This is a genomic window from Streptomyces sp. ISL-96, from assembly GCF_018614035.1.
Taxonomy (GTDB): Bacteria; Actinomycetota; Actinomycetes; order Streptomycetales; family Streptomycetaceae; genus Streptomyces.
The window spans coordinates 57,379-73,760 of sequence record NZ_JAGGPA010000007.1 but is presented as its reverse complement, the minus strand read 5'-3'; the positions used below and the strand labels follow the sequence as shown (position 1 = coordinate 73,760).

General features: G+C 69.6%; 16 protein-coding genes, 1 tRNA gene and 2 pseudogenes. 8 read left to right on the top strand and 11 right to left on the bottom strand.

Features of this window, described 5'->3' with window-relative positions:
- Window positions 1-682: 682 nt before the first annotated feature.
- Together J7E96_RS05500 and J7E96_RS05495 are read right to left on the bottom strand one after the other, a co-directional pair.
- A pseudogene (locus J7E96_RS05500) lies at window positions 683-1,209 on the bottom strand (GNAT family N-acetyltransferase).
- Window positions 1,210-1,255: 46 nt separating this feature from the next.
- Window positions 1,256-2,665, bottom strand: a complete 1,410-nt coding sequence (locus J7E96_RS05495; RefSeq protein WP_215128036.1) for an NADP-dependent succinic semialdehyde dehydrogenase — start codon at window positions 2,663-2,665, stop codon at window positions 1,256-1,258.
- Between the two features lie 133 nt (window positions 2,666-2,798).
- Between J7E96_RS05495 and J7E96_RS05490 the strand changes: the two genes are divergently transcribed.
- From J7E96_RS05490 to J7E96_RS05480, 3 genes and pseudogenes are all read left to right on the top strand, one after another.
- Complete coding sequence (locus J7E96_RS05490; protein WP_215128014.1) at window positions 2,799-3,146, top strand: hypothetical protein; 348 nt, start codon at window positions 2,799-2,801, stop codon at window positions 3,144-3,146.
- 13 nt (window positions 3,147-3,159) lie between these two features.
- Window positions 3,160-3,496 (top strand): annotated as a pseudogene (locus J7E96_RS05485) (DUF6766 family protein).
- Window positions 3,497-3,525: 29 nt separating this feature from the next.
- Window positions 3,526-5,061: an FAD-dependent oxidoreductase gene (locus J7E96_RS05480; protein WP_215128010.1), complete on the top strand. Its 1,536-nt coding sequence runs from the start codon at window positions 3,526-3,528 to the stop codon at window positions 5,059-5,061.
- Window positions 5,062-5,080: 19 nt separating this feature from the next.
- Here J7E96_RS05480 and J7E96_RS05475 read toward each other — a convergent pair whose 3' ends face one another.
- Window positions 5,081-5,416, bottom strand: coding sequence for a plasmid stabilization protein (locus J7E96_RS05475; protein ID WP_215128008.1), 336 nt, complete (start codon window positions 5,414-5,416; stop codon window positions 5,081-5,083).
- A 270-nt stretch (window positions 5,417-5,686) separates the two neighbouring features.
- Between J7E96_RS05475 and J7E96_RS05470 the strand changes: the two genes are divergently transcribed.
- The 4 genes from J7E96_RS05470 (at window position 5,687) to J7E96_RS05455 (ending at window position 8,258) form a co-directional block, all read left to right on the top strand.
- Window positions 5,687-6,490: a VOC family protein gene (locus J7E96_RS05470; RefSeq protein WP_215128006.1), complete on the top strand. Its 804-nt coding sequence runs from the start codon at window positions 5,687-5,689 to the stop codon at window positions 6,488-6,490.
- Window positions 6,491-6,610: 120 nt separating this feature from the next.
- Complete coding sequence (locus J7E96_RS05465) at window positions 6,611-7,240, top strand: nucleotidyltransferase family protein (protein WP_308295850.1); 630 nt, start codon at window positions 6,611-6,613, stop codon at window positions 7,238-7,240.
- Complete coding sequence (locus J7E96_RS05460; protein ID WP_215128003.1) at window positions 7,237-7,491, top strand: hypothetical protein; 255 nt, start codon at window positions 7,237-7,239, stop codon at window positions 7,489-7,491. The genes J7E96_RS05465 and J7E96_RS05460 overlap by 4 nt, the downstream gene beginning before the upstream one ends.
- Window positions 7,488-8,258, top strand: a complete 771-nt coding sequence (locus tag J7E96_RS05455; protein WP_215128001.1) for a metallophosphoesterase — start codon at window positions 7,488-7,490, stop codon at window positions 8,256-8,258. The genes J7E96_RS05460 and J7E96_RS05455 overlap by 4 nt, the downstream gene beginning before the upstream one ends.
- Before the next feature lie 95 nt (window positions 8,259-8,353).
- Here J7E96_RS05455 and J7E96_RS05450 read toward each other — a convergent pair.
- The 8 genes from J7E96_RS05450 to J7E96_RS05415 form a co-directional block, all read right to left on the bottom strand.
- Window positions 8,354-8,430: transfer RNA gene (locus tag J7E96_RS05450), tRNA-Pro, on the bottom strand.
- Between the two features lie 95 nt (window positions 8,431-8,525).
- The gene (locus tag J7E96_RS05445) at window positions 8,526-9,452 is read right to left on the bottom strand and encodes an alpha/beta fold hydrolase (RefSeq protein WP_215127999.1); all 927 of its coding nucleotides are present in this window, start codon (window positions 9,450-9,452) and stop codon (window positions 8,526-8,528) included.
- A gap of 182 nt (window positions 9,453-9,634) precedes the next feature.
- Window positions 9,635-10,204, bottom strand: a complete 570-nt coding sequence (locus tag J7E96_RS05440) for a GAF domain-containing protein (protein WP_215127997.1) — start codon at window positions 10,202-10,204, stop codon at window positions 9,635-9,637.
- Window positions 10,201-10,824: an ATP/GTP-binding protein gene (locus tag J7E96_RS05435; protein ID WP_215127995.1), complete on the bottom strand. Its 624-nt coding sequence runs from the start codon at window positions 10,822-10,824 to the stop codon at window positions 10,201-10,203. Before J7E96_RS05435 ends, J7E96_RS05440 begins: the two co-directional genes overlap by 4 nt.
- Window positions 10,802-11,173, bottom strand: a complete 372-nt coding sequence (locus J7E96_RS05430) for a DUF742 domain-containing protein (protein ID WP_374196637.1) — start codon at window positions 11,171-11,173, stop codon at window positions 10,802-10,804. The genes J7E96_RS05435 and J7E96_RS05430 overlap by 23 nt, the downstream gene beginning before the upstream one ends.
- Window positions 11,174-11,175: 2 nt before the next feature.
- On the bottom strand, window positions 11,176-11,610 hold the full coding sequence (locus tag J7E96_RS05425) for a roadblock/LC7 domain-containing protein (RefSeq protein ID WP_215127994.1): 435 nt from the start codon (window positions 11,608-11,610) through the stop codon (window positions 11,176-11,178).
- Between the two features lie 77 nt (window positions 11,611-11,687).
- Window positions 11,688-13,493 carry a sensor histidine kinase KdpD gene (locus J7E96_RS05420; RefSeq protein WP_215127992.1) on the bottom strand — a complete coding sequence of 602 codons (1,806 nt, stop codon included), beginning with the start codon at window positions 13,491-13,493 and terminating at the stop codon, window positions 11,688-11,690.
- 227 nt (window positions 13,494-13,720) lie between these two features.
- Window positions 13,721-14,956 carry an MBL fold metallo-hydrolase gene (locus J7E96_RS05415; RefSeq protein WP_215127990.1) on the bottom strand — a complete coding sequence of 412 codons (1,236 nt, stop codon included), beginning with the start codon at window positions 14,954-14,956 and terminating at the stop codon, window positions 13,721-13,723.
- Window positions 14,957-15,218: 262 nt separating this feature from the next.
- Between J7E96_RS05415 and J7E96_RS05410 the strand changes: the two genes are divergently transcribed.
- Window positions 15,219-16,376 (top strand): acyl-CoA dehydrogenase family protein, encoded by a 1,158-nt coding sequence (locus tag J7E96_RS05410; protein WP_215127988.1) that lies wholly within the window; start codon window positions 15,219-15,221, stop codon window positions 16,374-16,376.
- Window positions 16,377-16,382 lie beyond the last annotated feature (6 nt).

Below are 16,382 nucleotides of genomic sequence, written 5' to 3'. Positions count from 1 at the left end.
GTAGAGTGAGTTGTGTATAAGATACAGGCCAGGTTCAACCTCTGCGTAAATGTTTTCCCGTAATCGGGATCACACCACGAAAGAGCGGAACAGATCGGGCCGGAATATGGCCCGCTGTTCTCAGCGTCCTCGCTGTGTTTGCCTGGACCGTCACTAGGACAGCCAGGTCTTTTTCAAAGGAACCACCAACCCACCGAAGTGGGCCGGGGTATCAACATATCTGGCGTTGACTTTTGGCACGCTGTTGAGTTCTCAAGGAACGGACGCTTCCTTTGTACTCACCCTCGCGGGCTTTCCTCCGGGCTTTCGTTCGGTATTTCGTGTTTCCGACTCTATCAGACTCTTTCGTGTCCGACTTCCCCGTCGGCGGGGTCGTGCCTTCTGTCTTTCCGGCTGTTGGGCCGTTCCGACGTCCCGAACACTAGCGGATTCCCCAGGCGGCTCATAATCGAGCCTGTCGAATGAATTCCGGCATGCCGAAATTCTCCCGGACCGGGAAACGTACTTGGTTTGGGTATGCCGCTCTCGCGACGTAGTGGCGGCCGCAGAACCGTTACGGCTCCGCGACAGCTCGGAGAACATTACGGATCCGCCGCCCGCGAGTCAAACCGGCGTCGACTTGGCCGCCGGTCCGCGTTCCCGTCAGCGCCAACATCCGGCAACGCGGCTGAGGCGCCGCGGGTCAGGCCTCTGTCAGGTCGGCGGCCAGCAGGTCCATGAGCAGTCCGTCGTGCCAGGTTCCGTCCGGTCCGCGCTCGTACTCGCGCATGATGCCGACCGGGCGGAAGCCGACTTTCGTGGAGCAGCGGATCGCGGCGGCGTTGTCCGCGGCCGGGTCGATCACGATCCGGTGATAACCGAGTTCGGTGATCAGGTGGCGGGCGAGCGTGCGTACGGCGTCCGTGCCCAGGCCGCGGCCGTGCACCTCGGGGTCGAGGTAGATGTCGATGTTTGCGTGGCGGTAGTCCGGGTCCTGCTCGACGCCCCACTGGATGGCGCCGGCCGTACGCCCGGCGTACTCGATCACCAGCGTGGTGATGTCCGGATCGGCGAGGTCCTCCGTAACCGCCGCCACCAGGTCGTCGCCGCCACGCCAGATCGCGCGCACCTCGGGTCTGGCCCGGATTCCGCCGTGGGCGGACGCAGCACGACCCGGGCGCCGTGCAGGGTCTTCGGCGTCGGTGTCTTCGGCGTCTTCGGCTTTCGCATGCGCGGCACGCTAGCGCGCCGTGTTCACAGACGGGGTACGACCGTGTCACCTCTTGTCGGTCGGCTCGGCGGCGTGCCACACCGTGGTGACGTTGCAGAACTCGCGGATGCCGTGCCCCGACAGCTCCCTCCCGTAGCCGGACCGCTTGACTCCGCCGAAGGGCAGTGCCGGGTGGGAGGCGGTCATTCCGTTGACGAAGACGCCGCCCGCTTGCAGGTCCCGGACGAACCGCTCGACTTCCCCTTCGTCGCGTGTCCACACATTGGAGCTCAGCCCGAAGGGCGAGTCGTTGGCGAGGGTCACCGCCTCGTCCACGTCGGAGACCCGGTAGACCGTGGCCACAGGGCCGAAGGCTTCCTCCCGGTGGATGCGCATGCTGTCGGTGACGCCGGTGAGGACGGTGGGCTCGTAGAACCAGCCCTTGTCCTGCTGGTCGGGGCGGCGCGCCCCGCACTGTGCCGTGGCGCCGAGGTGCAGGGCGTCGTCGACGAGCTGTTCGAGGTCGGTACGTCCCTGTTCGCTCGCCAGCGGTCCTACGTCGGTGGATTCCCGCATCGGGTCGCCGATGGTCAGTTCCCGCATTCCGGTGGTGAAGCGCTCACAGAAGTCGTCGTAGACGTCGGTGTGGACGATGAAGCGCTTGGCGGCGATGCACGACTGGCCGTTGTTCTGCACCCGGGCGGTCACCGCTGTCCGGGCGGCCCGCTCGATGTCGGCCGACGGCATGACCACGAAGGGGTCACTGCCGCCGAGCTCCAGAACGGTCCGCTTGACCTCGTCACCCGCGACCGACGCGACGGAGCGCCCGGCCGGCTCGCTTCCCGTGAGCGTCGCGGCTGCCACCCTGGGGTCGCGCAGGATGCCCTCTACCGCTCCGGATCCGATAAGCAGCGTCTGGAAGCACCCTTCGGGGAAGCCGGCGCGGCGGAAGAGGTCCTCCAGGTAGAGCGCCGTCTGGGGAACGTTCGACGCGTGCTTGAGGAGGCCCACGTTGCCGGCCATGAGCGCGGGAGCGGCGAAGCGTACGACCTGCCAGAGCGGGAAGTTCCACGGCATCACGGCCAGGACGACACCGAGCGGGCGGTAACGGACGATCGCCCGGGAGGCCCCGGAGTCCGTCACGTCGTCGGCCGAGGGGTACTCGTCGGCGAGCAGTTCCCGGGCGTTCTCGGCGTACCAGCGCATCGCCTTCGCGCATTTCGCGGCCTCCGCGCGGGCGGCCACGATCGGCTTGCCCATTTCGGTGGTCACGGTGCGGGCGATGTCCTGCCGGTCCTCGTCCAGCAGGTCCGCGGCGCGGTTCAGGAGTTCGGCGCGCCGGTCGAAGCCGGTGGTGCGGTGCTGCGCGAAGGCGGTCGCGGCGAGGGCCAGGCGCCGTTCGATCTCTTCGGCTCCGAGCGGGTCGAATGTTCTGAGCGTCTCTCCGGTGGTGGGATTCACCGTGGCGATGGGCATGCTGCGGTCCTCCTCGGACTCGGTCATTTCGACACTTGCGCGGTACGGGCGGTCCCGCAACGCGGACGGCACTCCGTTTCCTGGGACTCCCTCGGACCGTTCCCGGGAACCGGGGGCGGGAGGTGGTGTGGCGATGCGTGCTGCTGTGGGTGTGGGCGCGCGCGTGGGTGTGTTCGCGGGTCTCGCATGCCTGGCTCTCTCGGCCTGTTCTTCCGTCGTTGCGCGGGAGGACGCAGCGGCATCGGCGGCATTGAGTTTCGAGGAGAACCTGCGTGGCGGGCAGGCCCTTCTCGGGCTGGAGCTGCCGTCGGCGGGTGAGCTGCGCCGGGTGGACGTGTACAGGAGGCAAGCCCGTGTCGTGCTCGACTCCGACACCCTCTTCCTGTCCTCCTTCCCGGACGGCTGGAAGGTCGTCGCGGCCGGCTGCGAGCCCCAGTCCGAGCCGGAGCTTCCGTACCGGTGCGATGTGAAGGGCGGGTGAGGCAGTGCGCCTGATGTTCACGCTGTGCCTTCTCGTGGTGTTCGGCGGCCTGGCCTACGCCAGGGCTGCCGACGACGGGCTCCGGCGGTCGCTGTACTCGCACTCCCTCGGCATCGTCATGTGCCTGATCTTCCTGCTGTCGTGGCTGGCCCAGTCGGTCACGGGAGGCGTCGCCTTCAACGAGGAGCACCTGCGCGCTCTGCAGGCGCCGATCAGCTGGGGCGTATCTGAGCTCCGGCGACTTCGGGAACCGCACGCTGCAGAACGGGCAGTCGGAGCTGCTCGCGGTGGCGGCGATGGCCACCCTGTCGGTGACCTGGCCAAGCTTCGCCGGGTGGGTCCGCCGTTAAGGGGACCGTAGAAGGGGAAGCCGAGGAGCATGGCTGCTGAGCGCCTGACCATCGATGAGTCGTACTGGATGGCTACCGCCCCCGGCGCCACCCGCTATCCGCCGCCGGGCACGGACCTGACGGCGGATGTGGCCGTCATCGGCGGCGGCATCGCCGGCCTGTGCACCGCCTGGGAGCTGGTCCGGGCCGGCCTGGACGTCGTACTCCTGGAGGCGGACCGGATCGCGGCCGGCGTGACCGGGTACACCACGGCCAAGCTGACAGCGCTGCACGGCCTTGGGTACGCCCGGCTGGAGGCGACGCACGGGGCCGACAACGCCGGGCTGTACGCGCTCTCGCAGCAGGACGCGGTCGAGCGTACGGCGGCGCTCTGCGACGAGCTGGGCATCGACGCCGACCTGGAGCGCGCCGCGGCGTTCACGTATCTGGAGGATCCGCGGCGGGCGGGTGAGTTGAGGGACGAGGCCGAGGCCGCCCGGCGGGCCGGTCTCGACGCGTCGTTCGTGACCGAGACGGAGCTGCCCTTCCCGGTGGCCGGGGCGGTGCGTGCGGAGGGGCAGGCGCAGTTCCACCCGCGCAAGTTCCTGCTGGCCCTGGCGGAACGGATCACCGGTGCGGGAGGACGCGTCCATGAGCGCACCCGTGTGACCGCGCTCCATGACGGTGCGCGCTGCCGGGTGGCGACCGAGGGCGGCCGCACGGTCGAGGCGCGCGACGCGGTCATAGCGACGCATTACCCGGTCTTCGACCGCACGCTGTTGTTCACGCGTCTGAAGCCGAGGCGGGAGCTGGTGATCGCGGCGCCGGTGCGTTCCGGTGACGCGCCGACGGGCATGTACATGAGCCCGGCGGACCGGGTCCGTTCGGTGCGCAGTGCGCCGTACGGCGACGGGCGGCGGCTGCTCATCGTCACGGGTGAGACCTTCGAGCCGGGGGCCGGCGGCGTACGGGAACGGTTCGCTCGCCTGGACACGTGGGCGCGCGAACGGCTGCCCGGGTTCGCCGAGGCCGACCGGGTGTATCGCTGGTCTGCTCAGGACAACGATTCGAGCGACCATCTGCCGTACGTGGGATACGCGCACCCGGGCACACAGCATGTGTTCGTGGCGACGGGTTTCGGCGGCTGGGGCATGAGCAACGGTGGGATGGCCGGCCGCCTGCTCACCGCCCACATCGCGGGCGGGCCGCGTCCCGCGTGGACGGATCTGTACGATCCGCGGCGCCTGCCGCAGGTGCGGGAGACGGCTGAAGTGGCGAGGTTCCAGGCCGCTGTCGCCCGGCACTTCGTGGGCGACCGTCTGCACACGGGTCACGTCGACTCGGTGGACGACATTCCGCCGGGCAGTGGCGCGGTCGTCCGTCTGGAGGGAAACCGCTGCGCCGTGTACCGCGACGAGTCGGGCGGGGCCCACGTCGTCTCGGCGCGCTGTACGCACCTGGGGTGTCTGGTGCAGTTCAACGACGCCGAGAAGGTCTGGGAATGCCCTTGTCACGGCTCGCGCTTCGGGACGGACGGTGCGGTTCTGCACGGCCCCGCCACCCGGCCTCTGGAACCTCGCGACTGACGCGGGTCACACCACCGGGTCAGGACTCGAGAGAGCGCTTGAGCTCGGACTTGTTCATGGACGAGCGTCCGTGGATGTTGCGGCGCTTCGCCTCCGCGTACAGCTGGTCGTACGTCTCTCCCCCGGCCCCACCGCCGCCCCCGCCGCCGGAACGCTGTCCGCCGCGCTGCGACGCCGACTTGCCCTGGGTCGAACTCTTGCTCGCCGTCTTGGCCTCGCCGGAGCGCGCTCGCTCCTTGTTGACCGTCCGCGCAGCCATTTCCTTGGCCCGCTTGGTGCCTGCGCCGCGCTCTTCGGCGCTTTCCTTGATGTGCTCGTACTGACGTTCCCGCTTGGAGCTCGAACCCCTGGGCATTGTTACTCCTTCGAACGTATATCAGTGGTCGCTGCCTTTGAATGTGCAGCTTCCGCCCACCCTGCGTCCGGTGCTGCCCGTCCGCAAACGCAGCGCAGAGCGCTGCGAGGGAACACAGCGGGTACCCTCCGAGCACGGGAACAGACACACAATTCCATGATCGACTGCCTGCTCCGGGCATTCACGCGGTTCGCCAGTACGGCCGCCCGGGGGCAGGATGGATTTTACGAAACCGGCCTCACATGCCCCCATTCGACCAGGACGCCTGCGATGGAAATGGAAACGACGGCCACCGGTAGAACATCGAGTCACGAGATCTACGGCGCTCCGTGCTGGATCACTCTGATGGCACGCGAGCTGGAGCCCGCCCAGGCCTTCTACGGAGCGGTTCTGGGCTGGGAATTCAGAAGAGCCGGCCTCGGTCGCGGGTTCAGCATCGCGCTGCTCGACGGCGAACCCGTCGCCGGAATAGGTTCACTCGACAGCGCGCTGCGAGCGCCTGTCACTTGGACGCCCTACTTCGCTGTCGCCAGTGTGGACGAAACCGCGAGCCGGATCCGCGAGCGAAGCGCCACCGTCGCCGTGGGCCCTCTGCGGTTCGCCACCGGCCGCGGGGCGATCGCGGCGGACCGTGACGGGGCCGTCTTCGGCATCTGGGAAGGACAGCTCTTCTCCGACTGGCACGTCTGGCGCAAGAACGCACCCGTGTGGCTGCGCCTGCGGACCCGGGACGCGTTCGACGCGGCGATCTTCTACGGCCAGGTCCTCCAGTGGGCCACCGGGCGCCCCGGCTGCTGCGAGGTCGAGTACCAGGAGGACGAGGTCGTACTGCTCCAGGACGGCCAGATCCTGGCGCGGCTGAGCTCGGGTGCCGTCGACACGGCGCCCGATCCGCTGATCCAGCCCCGGTGGCACGCCCACTTCCCCGTGCCCGACGTCGAAGCCACCGTGCAGGCGGCGCTCCGCCACGGCGGTTCCGCCCTCGGGCACGGCCCCACCCCCTACGGCATGGAAACGACACTTCGCGACCCGGACGGCGCGATCTTCACCGTCACCAGCGCAGGGCCCGGATAGACCGGATAAAGGCGACAGGAAGGTGCACCGGTGCGCGGTCACTCACAAGACGTGCCTCAGCCCGGCAGCCGGCCCGGACCGACCGGTCTGCGGCTGACGGCGGGCAGTGCGGGGAGAGCTGTGGACAGCGGGCCCGTCGAACCACTCCTCGGGACTGCGCGCGGCAGCGCCCGGCCGCTGCCGCCGGACCGCACGCAGGCCATCCTGGAGGCCACCAAGCACGTGGCCGCCAGGCTCAAGAGCGCCGGGTACCCGTTCGCGCTCGTCGGGAGCGTCGCGGCGTACGCGCACGGCGTGCCCGCGAAGCTCCAGCACGACGCCGACTTCTGCATTCTGCGCGAGGACGCGGAGGCTGTGACGGAGGCGCTGGAGGCCGCCGGGATCGAGGTGAGCGTCCCTCCGGAGGACTGGCTGATCAAAGCCCACAGTCACGGCGAGGAGATCGACCTGATCTTCGAACTGGCCCGGCAGCCGGTGACCAGGGAGCTGCTGAGCCGGGCCGAGACCCTTCCGGTCGACTCGGTTCACATGCCGGTACTGTCGGCCACCGATCTCATGAACAGCCAGCTCTATGCCTTCTCGGAACACCACTGCGATTTCGGGACCGTCCTTCCCATCGCACGAACGCTCCGGGAGAAGATCGACTGGAAGCGGCTGCGCCGAGAGCACCAGGACTCGCCCATGCCTGACGCGTTTCTCTACCTTCTTGAGCGTATGGACGTCATCGAACCACGGGAGGCCGGGCCGTGAACGAAACATCCGCCGCCGAATACCGCATCGCCCATCTGCAGGAACATCTGGCCGGCGGGGCGTACGCCGAAATGGGCGTACGGATCGAGCTGCGCGGAAACAGCGTCCTGATCGCCGGCACTGTCTCCAGTGCCGCCTGCCGGGACGAGATCCTGCGTATGGCCGAGGACGAGCTGGCGGGGCTCCCCGTACATGAGGATCTGGTCGTCGTCTCCGCGACCGCCCCCGACCACCCTGAGGAGCTTGCGTGATCCGGATCGCTGCCGTCGGCGACATTCACCTGGGACTGGACAGCGCGGGGGTGCTCCGGCCGGCGTTCGAAACCATCAGGGACTCCGCGGACATGCTGCTGCTCGCGGGAGACCTGACGCGGCACGGCACGGTCGAGGAGGCCGGGGTGGTCGCCCGGGAGGTGGCCGGGCTCGGTGTGCCGGTGGTGGCCGTCCTGGGCAACCACGACTACCACAGTGACCAGCAGGCCGAGGTGACGGATGTGCTCGGCGAGGCGGGTGTGACCGTGCTGGAGAGGCAGGGGACCGTACTGGACATCGGCGGGGTACGGGTCGGCGTCGCCGGGACCAAGGGCTTCGGCGGGGGGTTCGCGGGCCGCAGCGGTGGCGAGTTCGGCGAACCGGTGATGAAGGAGTTCATCCGGTACTCGCGGCGGTGCGCGGAGGGCCTGCGGCATTCCCTGGACGAACTGAAGGAGCGCGGTTGCGCCGTACGCATCGCGCTGACGCACTTCGCGCCCGTGCCGGACACCCTGGCGGGCGAGCCTCCGGAGATCTTTCCCTTTATGGGCAGCTACCTGCTGGCCGAGGCGATGGACGAGTCCGGGGCCGATCTCGCGGTCCACGGCCACGCGCACCTGGGCACTGAGCACGGGATGACCAGCGGCGGCGTGCGGGTGCGCAATGTGGCGCAGCCGGTGATCGGCCGGGCCTTCGCCGTGTACCACCTGGCGGTCCACACGGCGGCGGGCACGGCGGCCGACAGCGTTTCTGTCGCTGCCGAGTAACGCGCTCTCCCAAGCCCGTGGGCCGCAAGCCACCGGAAAACGGAAAAGGTCGTATCGGATTGCTCCGATACGACCTCCGACCTGCGAATAAACGCTGGTCGGGACGACAGGATTTGAACCTGCGACCCCTTGACCCCCAGTCAAGTGCGCTACCAAGCTGCGCCACGTCCCGGTGCCCGTCCGAACCAGGTTTTCCCTGGCTGAACGCGCTTGAGAACAATACCGCACTTGGGCCGGTGGTCACGAACCGCTTTTGGCGCCGTGCACTCACACGCGCTTGTCGAGCCAGGCGGTCAGGTCGTCCTGGACCTCGTCCCGGTTGGTCTCATTGAGGATCTCGTGGCGAGCGCCCTCATATCCCTTCCAGGTGAGGTCCTCCGTTCCGAGGTAGCGGAAGTCCTCCAGCAGTTCGTAGACGAGGGTCATCCGCTGGTTGCAGGGGTCTTCCGTGCCGACGGCGATGTGGACGGGCAGGTCGGCGGGGATACGGGCGAGATTGCGCGGGTCGTTGATCTTGCGGACCGCGTGCACCCAGTCCAGCGTGAGGCCCGCGCTGAAGGCGAAACCGCAGCGCTCGTCCGCCGCGTACGCGTCGACCTCCGCCTCGTCGCGCGAGAGCCACTCGAAGCCCGTGCGGTGCTGATACGGGTCGTTGAAGGAGGAGAAGAGGGTGGGGAGGTACGGAGAAGGAGCCGTGCGGCCGCACTCGGCGATCTCCGCCTCCAGAGCGGCGATCGACTCGTGGAGCTCCGCTCCCGGGAGCGTACGGAACGTACCGGAGAGGATGAGGCCGGCGAGGCCGTCCGGGTACTCCTGGGCGTAGTCGCGGGCCAGCATCGAACCGAGGCTGTGGCCGAGCAGCACGACCGGCACACCGGGGTGAAGGGCCCTGGCCTGGTCGCCCACCGCCTTGAGGTCGTCGACGATCGCACGCCAGCTGTTCTCGCCGACCACGCCGTAGCCGCCGGTGCCGGCGGCGGTCGCGCCGTGGCCGCGGTGGTCGGAGGCGATCACGCCGTAGCCGTGGGAGACCAGGTGCCGGGCGAATCGGTCATAGCGCAGAGCGTGTTCGGACGCGCCGTGGGCGATCTGGACGAGGGCGTGGGGCCTGCCGCTGTCGGGCAGCCAGGTGTAGGCGGCGATCTGGGCGCCGTCGCCCGCGGTCGCCGTTCCCGTGCGGTGTGCGGTGCTCATCGCCTCGCGCCTCCTGGTGTCGAGATGGTGTCCGTGTGCCCCGGGTATCGGGGCTGACTCTCCCCAGGGGAGAGCGGCTCACACCAATGACCCTTTGTTGGCGGGAACCTACTCCGAGCGACGCACTTCAGAAAGCGCTTTCTGAAGTCGGTCCGGTCGCTCAGGCCATCACCGTCGAAGTGTCAGATGCCGCCGTCCTCCCGGCGCCGGATCAGTTCCGCCAGCTCCGCGGCCATCGCCTTGATCGTCTCCAGACCCGCCCGCCCCCACTGCCTCGGCTCGGTATCGACGACGCAGACCGTGCCGAGCAGGATGTCCGTACGGTCGATGACGGGCGCGCCCATGTACGACCGGATGCCGATCTCGTCGACGACCGGATTGCCCGCGAACCGCGGGTAGTCGCAGACGTCGTCCAGAACGAGCGCCTTGCGACGCGCGACGACGTGCGGGCAGTACCCGTGGTCGCGGGCGAGGAACCGGCCGATGCGGCTCGTCGCGGCGACCGCCCCCAGGTCGGTGCCGCTGTGCGTACCGGTCGGCGTGTGCAGTCCGGCGAAGAACTGCCGGTTCTCGTCAATGAAGTTCACCATCGAGTACGGCGCTCCGGTCACCTCCGCGAGCCGGTCGGCGAACGTGTCGAAGGCAGGCACTGCCCGGTCGCCGAGCCCGAGCTGATGCAGCCGCCGCATGCGGGCGGGCGCCTCCGGGTCGACGGGGGTGAGCAGCAGTTGACCGATCCGGTCGTACGTCATGTGGGTGCTCCGAAGTTTCCGTGACTCGACGCGGCCGGCGAAGTCGGCGAGGCCGGGACGATGGTGAGCAGATGCCGGACGAGGGTGACCAGCGTCTTGATCCCTGAGCTGGCGATACGGGCGTCGCACAGCACGACGGGGACCTCTGTCCTCAGGTCGAGGGCGGCTCGTACCTCTTCCGGTTCGTAGTGGTGCGCACCGTCGAACTCATTGACGGCTACGACGAATTCGATGCCGCGCCGCTCGAAGAAGTCCAGCGCCGAGAAACTGTCCTGGAGGCGCCGGGTGTCGGCCAGCACGACGGCGCCCAGGGCGCCCTTGGAGAGTTCGTCCCACATGAACCAGAAGCGTTCCTGGCCGGGTGTGCCGAAGAGATACAGCACATGGTGTTCGTCGAGGGTCATCCGGCCGAAGTCCATGGCGACGGTCGTCGTGGCCTTGTCCTCGATGCCTTCCAGGCTGTCGGTCCCGACGCTCACCTGGGTGAGCAGTTCCTCCGTACTGAGCGGTGCGATCTCGCTGACCGCTCCCACAAAGGTCGTCTTACCGACTCCGAACCCGCCCGCGACGAGGATCTTGAGTGCGGTGGGAAACAGGTCAGAGCCGTCGTCGTAGGCCATCTAGCACTGCCTCCAGCAGGGATAGGTCGGTGGGCTGGTCGTCGAAGCGGGGCGCGTGGGTGGTGAGCGCCCCACAGCCGACCAGATCGGAAAGCAGCACCTTGGTGACGACCACGGGAAGCCGCAGATGCGCCGCGATCTCCGCCACCGAGGTGGGGTGTACGCACAGTCCGAGCGCCTGGGCGTGCTCGGGACCGAGGTGCATCAAGGGCTCCGTCCCGGTGGCCCGCACCATGGTCAGCATGTCGAAGGCGGTCGTGGGGCGGGTCCGGCCGTCGCTCACCGTGTACGGACGGACGAGCCGGCCGGCCGCGTCGTCGAGCCACGGCCCGTCGTGCGGGGGCAGCACCTTCAGCGTCCCGTGGCGCTCGCCGCGCCCGCCCTCTGCCTGGCCGGTGTCATCAGATACGGCCGTACGCTCTTGACGAGCATCGCCATCTCGTAACCCAGCACCGCCGCGTCCGCCTCGCGGCCCGCGAGCACCGCGAGGCAGGTGCCGGAGCCCGCGGTGGAGACGAAGAGGAGGGTGGAGTCAAGCTCGACGACGACCTGGCGGACCTCGCCGCCGTCGCCGAAGCGGGCACCCGCGCTGCGGCCGAGCGAGTAGAGGCCCGAGGCGAGGGCGGCCATGTGGTCGGCGCTGTCGGTGTCGAGCCCGTGGAGCGACTTCACCAGGCCGTCGGAGGAGAGCAGAACCGCGCTGCGCGTGAAGGGAACACGCTGGACCAGGCCGCTCAACAGCCATTCGAGATCGGACACTTGGCCGGTCGGCGCATCACTCGCCATGGTGCATCTACTCCTTGGGGTACTGCGGGCGGAAGGTGGGGAGAGGCGAAAGGGAGGTGCTGAGGCGGAGGCAGTGGTCAGCCTGCGTCGCCCTCGCTCGGGTGGTACGGCTGCGGATGCCGCTCCGGGGCCGGTGCCGGATCCGGGTGTGGAACGGCGTGCGGGTCCTGCTGCGCCTCCGCCAGGCCGATGCCTCGTTGGAAGGCCGCCATCAGGCCCGGATCGTGCAGAGCGGGGTACTCGTTGTCCGGGCGCGCGACGGGGGTTTCTCTGAGCTGCGGCACCAGGCTTTCCTGGCTGCGGCGTCTGGGCAGACTGGGGCGGCTCATGGTGCCGCGCACGTATCCGTCGGCGCGCGGCTGGGCCTGCGTGTGGACCGGCTCGGCGGAGAGACCGGGCCGGTGCGAGCCCATGCCCGGGCGGGCGGCGGCCGGAGTGGGCCGGTCCTCCTGCGCGCCGCGCACGGGGAGCGGCGCGTGTGCGCTGCTGTGACCGTTGCCGTCGCCGTGACCGTTGCCGTTGATGGCGGGAGGGGAAGCGGGACCGGCGGGCGCGGGCGTATGCGCGTGCGGCGGCGCGGGCGGCGCCGGCGCGGGTGCCGGGACCGGCTGCCGGGTCCCGGCGGTCGCCGCCCGGCCGAGACCGCCCTGGTCCTCCTCGCCCAGCAGACCCTGCGGCAGGACGAGTACGGCCTGTACGCCGCCGTAGATGTTGGCCTGGAGGCGGACGGTGATGCCGTGCCTGCGGGCCAGCGCCGACACCACGAACAGGCCGATGCGCCCGTCCTGGAGAAGTCGGCCGACGTTGACGTTGTCCGGGTCGTGGAGCAGGGCGTTCATCTTGTTCTGCTCGGTCAGTGGCATGCCCAGGCCTCGGTCCTCGACCTCGATGGCCAGGCCCGCGGTGACGTACTGGGCGCGGAGCAGCACCGTGGTGTGCGGGGCGGAGAAGACCGTGGCGTTCTCGACGAGTTCGGCGAGGAGGTGGATGACGTCGGCGACGGCGTGGCCGCGCAGCGTGCCGTCGATGGGCGGCACCAGTTTGACCCGTGAGTACTGCTCGACCTCGGCGATCGAGGAGCGCAGTACCTCCATCATGGTCACCGGGTTGCTCCACTGGCGCCGGGAGACGGCGCCGCCGAGGACGGCGAGGTTCTCCGCGTGCCTGCGGATGCGGGTGGCGAGATGGTCGACGTGAAAGAGGCCTTTGAGCAGCTCGGGGTCCTCGACATCGTTCTCCAGCTCGTCGAGCAGCTGGATCTCCCGGTGTACGAGCGACTGGAGCCGGCGGGCCAGATTGACGAAGACCTCGACCTTCTGGTCGGCGCCCGTGCTGCTGGACAACTGCGAGGCCTGCACGACGGCGCTCACGGCAGCCTCGTGGGCGCGTCCCAACTCCCGTTCCAGCAGGTCGAACTCATCGCAGCCCTGCGCGCCGCCGGGCGACGGCGTACGCCGGGCGGGCGGCCCTTCGCCGCGCCGCAGCTGCTCGACGACCGCGCGCAGGTCGGCCTGCCCGCGCGCGCTGGCCCTGCGCAGCGCGTTGCAGCGGTCGAGCACGGTCTTGGCGGCCCGGTCCGCGCCCACGACGGCCGCCGCCAGCGAGACGATGGCGAGCGCTCCGGCGCCCGCGAGCGCGACCCATAAGCTGCGCGCCGGCTCGACGGCGGTCGCGGTGGCGGCGGTGGCGCGGAGGGTGAACAGCACGGCCGCGGCGCCGCTGAGGGCGACGACGACGGCCGGGAGTACGGCGGCGCGCAGAAGCTGAGGGCGTATGTGGAAGTCGGGGATCGGCTGTGCGGGATGAGGCCGGGCGCCCGGCCGTCCGTGCCGCCCGCCCTCGCGGCGGTCTGCGCGCGCGGCGGGTGCGCGAAGTTGAGACATCAGTGTCCTCGGTACGTGGGGCCCCAGGGATCGGCGTACTGCGTCTGTTCGACCGCTGTCGGTCTGGGCTCAACTTGGGTGATGTGGCCCCATGTTGATCACCGGGCACTCACAGTAGTCGGCAACCTTTCATGATCGACGCGCAGTTGCCAAACTTGCCCGCACGGCGTCCCGCTCTGGTATGACGCCTCGTACTACCGACCGAAAAACCGATGGCTCCCGCGGCCCTAAACAGCGGGCGCGGTCTCCGGTTCGCCGGTTCCCGCGATGCGGCCGGAGTCCACCTTCCGCCCGGGGGCGGCGGGCATGCCGCCGCCCGTACGGCCCACCGCCGGCCCCCCGGCGACCGCGCGCCACCACGGCGCGGACGGGAGGGCTCGCGCCGAGGGTTCGAAGGGCTCGCCGGGGCGCGGCAGCGCGAGCCGGGCTCCCGTGTCGGCGGCTGCCTTGACGGTGCCCTCGGCCGGTTCGGACCACGGGTGCGGGGCGAGGTTGAACGTACCCCAGTGGATCGGCAGCATCGGGCCGCTCGACGGACCGGCCGAGGGGCCGCCCTGGAGGTCCAGGTGCGCCTGGATGCCCTCTGCGGGCGTCATGTGGATGTCGGGCCAGTACTCGCTGTACGCACCGATCTGGATCATGGTGGCGTCGAACGGGCCGTGCTCGGCGCCGATGTCCTTGAAGCCTTCGAAGTAGCCGGTGTCGCCGCTGTGGTAGATCCGGTGCTCCGGTCCCGTGACGACCCAGGACGCCCAGAGCGTGTGCTGCTGGTTGCGCAGGCCGCGGCCGCAGAAGTGGCGGGCCGGGGTCGCGGTCAGGGCGAGCCCGGCGATCTTCACCGTGTCGTTCCAGTCCAGCTCGTGCACGCGGTCGGCGGGTACGCCCCAGCGTTCGAGGTGGGCTCCGACGCCGAGCGGCGCCGCGAAGGCCGTACGGGTGCCGGCGAGCGCCCGGATCGTAGGCATGTCGAGGTGGTCGTAGTGGTCGTGGGAGATGACGACGGCGTCCAGCGGGCCGAGCGACGCCAGGGGCAGGGGAACGGGGTGCAGCCGTTTGGGCCCGGCGAAGGAGAAGGGGGAGCAGCGCTCGCCCCACACCGGATCGAAGAGCACGCGCCGCCCGTCGATCTCGGCGAGCACGCTCGAATGGCCCATCCAGGTGAGGCGCAGTCCGGTGGCGGGCGGCTCGGCCAGGTCGGTGAGGGTCGTGGCGTGGAGAGGTACGGGGCCGGCCGGCGCCCTGCGGCGGCGCTCCTCCTTGCGGAAGTACACCTTCGCCAGTTCGAGCGTCGACGCCGAAGGTCTGGTCCGCGCGCCCACCGGGTTCTGGAAGACGCCGTCGGCGAAGTTGGGTGAGCGGCGGATTCGCTCCATCCGCTCCCCCGCCGGATCCGCGCCGAAGCCGGCGGTCCGCAGCGAGCGCAGCCGGGAGCGCAGCGGGAGCAGAGCGTCAGCGCCGGTCACAGGACCTCCAGGGGCTCAGTGTCTTTGCCCATTATGAGCGCCGGGTACGACAGCGCGGGAACGGGGTGATTACGGGAGTGGGGTCGGGACGGCGTACGAGGCGGGGTGCGGCGCGCGGCCGGGAACAGCGGCGGAGCATGGCCTGAACTGATTGGCGGTTCAGTAACAGATCTCGTTGACACGGGCGCTTCCGGCTCCAGATACTGACTGACGGTTCAGTTAATCCACCGTTGCGACACCGCCGTCGTGCCTGGAGGCACCCATGTCCGACCTCCCCACCGAGCTCGTTCCGCTCAACGCGGAGCAGCGCGACATCGTCGACCTCACCCGTACCTTCGCGCGTGAGGAGATCAGGCCCCGGGCGCGCGCCGTGGACGAGGCGGACACCGAGACGCCCTGGGACCTGTGGCGCAAGGCCGCCAAGGTCGGCATCACCGGATTCATGCTCCCGGCGGAGTACGGAGGCGGCGGTTTCACCGATGTCTTCACCCAGTGCCTCGTCCAGGAAGAGCTGTGCGTCGGGGACCTCGGCATCGGGAATCTGCTCTGCTCGAACGGCTTCTTCGCCGACCCCCTGATGGAACTGGGCAGCCCCGAGCAGAAGCGCGAATGGCTGACCCCGCTCACCGGGCCCGACACTCCGATGACGTCCCTGGCGACCACCGAACCCGGCTCGGGCTCCGACGCCGCCTCCATCGTCACGACGGCGACGCGCACCGCCGGCGGCTACCGCGTCAACGGCCAGAAGTCGTGGATCTCCAACGCCGGAGAGGCCGAGCAGTACGTCGTCTTCGCCAAGACCGACCCCTCGCAGCGCTCGCGCGGCGTGACGGCGTTCCTGTTCCGCAAGGACACGCCGGGGGTAGTGTTCGGAGAGCCGATGCGCAAGATGGGACAGCGCGCGATCGTCTGCCGCGAGATCTTCTTCGCGGACGCCTTCGTTCCCGAGGCCGACCGCCTCGGCGACGAGGGGCAGGGCTTCAGCGGACTAATGCGTACGTTCGACATCTCGCGCGCCGTGCTGGGCGCGGCCGCGACGGGCGTCGCCAGGGCGGCGTACGAATACGCCCGCGACTACGCGAAGACCCGGCAGCAGTTCGGCAAGCCGATCATCGAGCACCAGGCGGTGGCGTTCCGGCTCGCCGACATGCGCACGCGCATCGAGCAGGCGCGGCTGATGACCTGGCGGGCCGCCAAGCGCCTCGACGCGGGGCTCGACGCGACGGCCGAGGCGGCGATGGCGAAGCTGACGGCCTCGGAGACGGCGGCGTACTGCACCTGGGCAGCCGTCCAGACACTGGGCGGCTGGGGGTACTCGCGCGAGTACCCGGTCGAGCAGTGGATGCGTGACGCGAGGCTCGAAGAGATCGAAGAGGGAACCTCGGACATCATGCGCCTGGTCATCTCGCGGAGCGTCTGAGGTGGC